Raw genomic sequence first — 3,121 nt, 5'->3', positions numbered from 1 at the left:
GTAAGCGGCCAGCAAACACACCTTCAAAAATCCAGAATTAAGGGCAATGGTGTCCGCCTATTTAAGCGGACGCGATCACCCTTATCGCTAGGATTTCCATGCGCCAACGAAGCTCTTACCCCAAACCCTTTAAAGCCCAGGTCGTTCAGGAATGTCTGCAACCCGGCGCCTCCGTTTCCAGCGTCGCCATCCGCCACGGCATCAATGCCAACGTAATTCGCAAGTGGTTGCCGATCTACCGCGATAAACCCGTCGCGCCACTTCCCGCGTTTGTGCCGCTGCAACCGATGCCTAAACGGCACGCTGATGAAGCGGTAGTTATCGCATTGCCGCTGGGCGAAAAATTCATCACGGTCAAATGGCCCATCTCCGACCCGGACGGCTGCGCACGCTTCATTCGCAGCCTCTCGCAATGATACGCATCGACGCCATCTGGCTCGCAACCGCGCCCATGGACATGCGCGCTGGCACCGAGACTGCGCTGGCCCGCGTGGTGACGGTGTTCGGTGCGGCAAAGCCGCACTGCGCTTATCTGTTTGCCAACCGCCGCGCCAACCGGATGAAGGTGCTGGTGCATGATGGCGTGGGCATCTGGCTTGCCGCACGCAGGTTGAACCGAGGCAAGTTTCATTGGCCTGGCACTCATCGCGGCCTGGAAGTCGAACTCGACGCTGAACAACTGCACGCGCTGGTGCTCGGTTTGCCATGGCAGCGTGTAGGTGTGAACGGCGTGATTACGATTATTTAGTCCTGCCTTTGAGCTGTGTCAGATGAGTTGCTTTGGTAAAATCCACGGCATGACTTCCTTGCCCAATCTCGACCAAATGACACCCGACCAACTGCGCGCACTCGCTGCGCAGTTGCTGTCGAAGGTCGACACCATGGGTCGAAAGATCCATCGTGACGAGACGATCATCGAACAGCTCTCTCACGAAATTGCCATCCTCAAACGCCACAAGTTCGCCAAACGCAGCGAGCAGATCAGCCCAGCTCAAGGCAGTTTGCTGGATGGCCTGCTCAACACCGACCTTGAGGCCATCGAGGCAGAACTGGACGCGCTTCGTCCTGCCCCGACGCCAGGCGAAACCCGCCAAAAGCCCAAGCGCGCGCCGCTGCCGCCGCAGTTCCCACGCACCGTCATTCGTCACGAGCCAGAGAACACCCAGTGCGCTTGCGGCTGCCAGCTTCAGCGCATCGGCGAAGACGTCAGCGAGAAGCTGGATTACACACCGGGCGTGTTCACCGTTGAGCAGCATGTACGTGGCAAGTGGGCCTGCCGCCAGTGCGAAACGCTGATCCAGGCGCCGGTGCCCGCCCAAGTCATCGACAAGGGCATCCCTACTGCCGGTCTGCTGGCCCATGTGATGGTGGCCAAGTTCTCCGACCATTTACCGCTGTACCGGCAGGAAAAGATCTTTGGCCGTGCAGGCCTGGCGATCCCGCGCTCAACACTGGCACAGTGGGTGGGCCAAACTGGCGTGCAACTCCAGCCGCTGGTGGATGCACTGCGGGAAGTAGTACTCACCCAGCGAGTCGTGCATGCCGATGAAACGCCGGTGCAGATGCTGGCCCCCGGCGAGAAGAAAACGCACCGAGCGTATGTCTGGGCTTATTGCACCACGCCGTTCTCGGTACTGAAGGCGGTGGTCTACGACTTCAGCCCCAGCCGTGCTGGCGAACATGCACGTAACTTCCTTGGCACGTGGAACGGCAAGCTGGTCTGCGATGACTTCGCGGGCTACAAGGCCAACTTCGAGCTGGGCATCACCGAAATCGGCTGCATGGCCCACGCTCGCCGCAAGTTCTTTGACCTGCATGTGGCAAACAAAAGCCAGTTGGCCGAACAGGCACTGCACTCAATCGGCGGCCTGTACGAGATCGAGCGGCAGGCCAAAGAAATGAACGATGAAGACCGCCGGCGATTACGTCAGGAAATAGCGGTTCCCGTCGCAGCAAAGTTGCATGAATGGATGCTGGCTCAACGCGAGCTTGTGCCAGAAGGCTCGGCGATGGCCAAGGCCTTGGACTACAGCCTGAAACGCTGGGTAGCGCTGACGCGCTACCTGGGTGATGGTGCCGTGCCCATCGACAACAACCCTGTCGAGAACACGATCAGGCCTTGGGCGCTTGGGCGCTCCAATTGGTTGTTCGCCGGGTCTCTGCGCAGCGGCAAACGAGCGGCCGCGATCATGAGTTTGATCCAGTCGGCACGCATGAATGGGCATGATCCGTATGCTTATCTCAAAGATGTGCTGACGCGGTTGCCGACGCAGAAAGCCAGTGAGATTGAGCATCTGCTGCCGCATCAATGGATGCCGGACTGACTTACTCAGCCTGAGTTTGGCAGCCTGCTTGTCGCCCGCGTGACGTCCATTAGCTCTTCACTGGCCAACTGTTTCCGCATCGGTGTACAAGCCAGCTCAAGACCGGAGGGCGAGGTATAGATAGCTTGATTATCTCCGTGATAGCCACACCGACGGTAGAACGCGGTTGCGTTAGGGGTAGCATCTAAATGGATGTCGACGATTCCGGCTTTAAAGGCCAGTCGCTCAAGGTATAGGAGCATTGCCTTGCCAATCCCCTGTCCCATGAATGCAGGCAAAACGAAAATAGCGCCTATCTCTCCAGACTGGAAATCAATCAGACCTGTTGCGACCGGTGTCTCGCCCAACCAGGCAACGTGGTACTCCTTTTCCACCCAAGCCCGATATCGGTCTGTGAGCGGCACATCAGTCCACGCCATTACTTGCTCAGCGGTATAGACGGTAATGCATTGATGCCGGATCGCCTGGAGGCGTATATCAAACGCGGCCTCGGCGTCAGTACGTTTGGCTGGGCGAATCAACAGCATCTTCACTCTCCTTGTCATCAATGATTTGGAAGGGGAATGAAAAAGCCCCATCCATTTCTGGCGGGGCTTCTGGTCAATGCTTCTGTTCTAAGCGCGCATCGCCCTATGGCCCGCCAATGGCAGTCATCAAGGGGCGCATCATGCTAACGAGATTTGTAGGGGTCATTGATTGATAATCTGGAGATTTGAGCACTGTGTCAATAACCGAAAATGCGAACTGGCGAGTCGCTCTCTCGTGAAATCTGATCGTATTTAGACCATTTGCTTTGT

4 protein-coding genes are annotated in these 3,121 nt (G+C 57.5%); 3 read left to right on the top strand and 1 reads right to left on the bottom strand.

The window, feature by feature from the left end; all coding sequences use genetic code 11:
- The first annotated feature begins 98 nt into the window (after positions 1-98).
- Genes tnpA through tnpC form a run of 3 tightly spaced genes read left to right on the top strand, consistent with a single transcriptional unit; the run spans position 99 to position 2,324 of the window.
- A complete protein-coding gene (tnpA, locus tag LIX91_RS25450; protein ID WP_226489404.1) occupies positions 99-416 on the top strand; it encodes an IS66-like element accessory protein TnpA in 318 nt (105 codons plus the stop codon).
- Positions 413-748, top strand: a complete 336-nt coding sequence (gene tnpB / locus LIX91_RS25445) for an IS66 family insertion sequence element accessory protein TnpB (protein ID WP_226489403.1) — start codon at positions 413-415, stop codon at positions 746-748. The genes tnpA and tnpB overlap by 4 nt, the downstream gene beginning before the upstream one ends.
- Positions 749-797: 49 nt before the next feature.
- Entirely contained in the window at positions 798-2,324 is a 1,527-nt protein-coding gene (gene tnpC, locus LIX91_RS25440; protein ID WP_226489402.1) for an IS66 family transposase, read from the top strand.
- 5 nt (positions 2,325-2,329) lie between these two features.
- On the opposite strand, the gene LIX91_RS25435 is transcribed toward tnpC, so the two are convergent.
- Positions 2,330-2,851: a GNAT family N-acetyltransferase gene (locus LIX91_RS25435; RefSeq protein ID WP_003380656.1), complete on the bottom strand. Its 522-nt coding sequence runs from the start codon at positions 2,849-2,851 to the stop codon at positions 2,330-2,332.
- Positions 2,852-3,121: the final 270 nt, after the last annotated feature.

Origin of the sequence: Pseudomonas sp. B20 (assembly GCF_020515755.1) — a bacterium.
In the GTDB taxonomy this organism is placed as follows: Bacteria; Pseudomonadota; Gammaproteobacteria; order Pseudomonadales; family Pseudomonadaceae; genus Aquipseudomonas; species Aquipseudomonas syringae.
The sequence above is the reverse complement of the archived record's forward strand: the minus strand, read 5'-3'. Positions and strand labels throughout refer to the sequence as shown.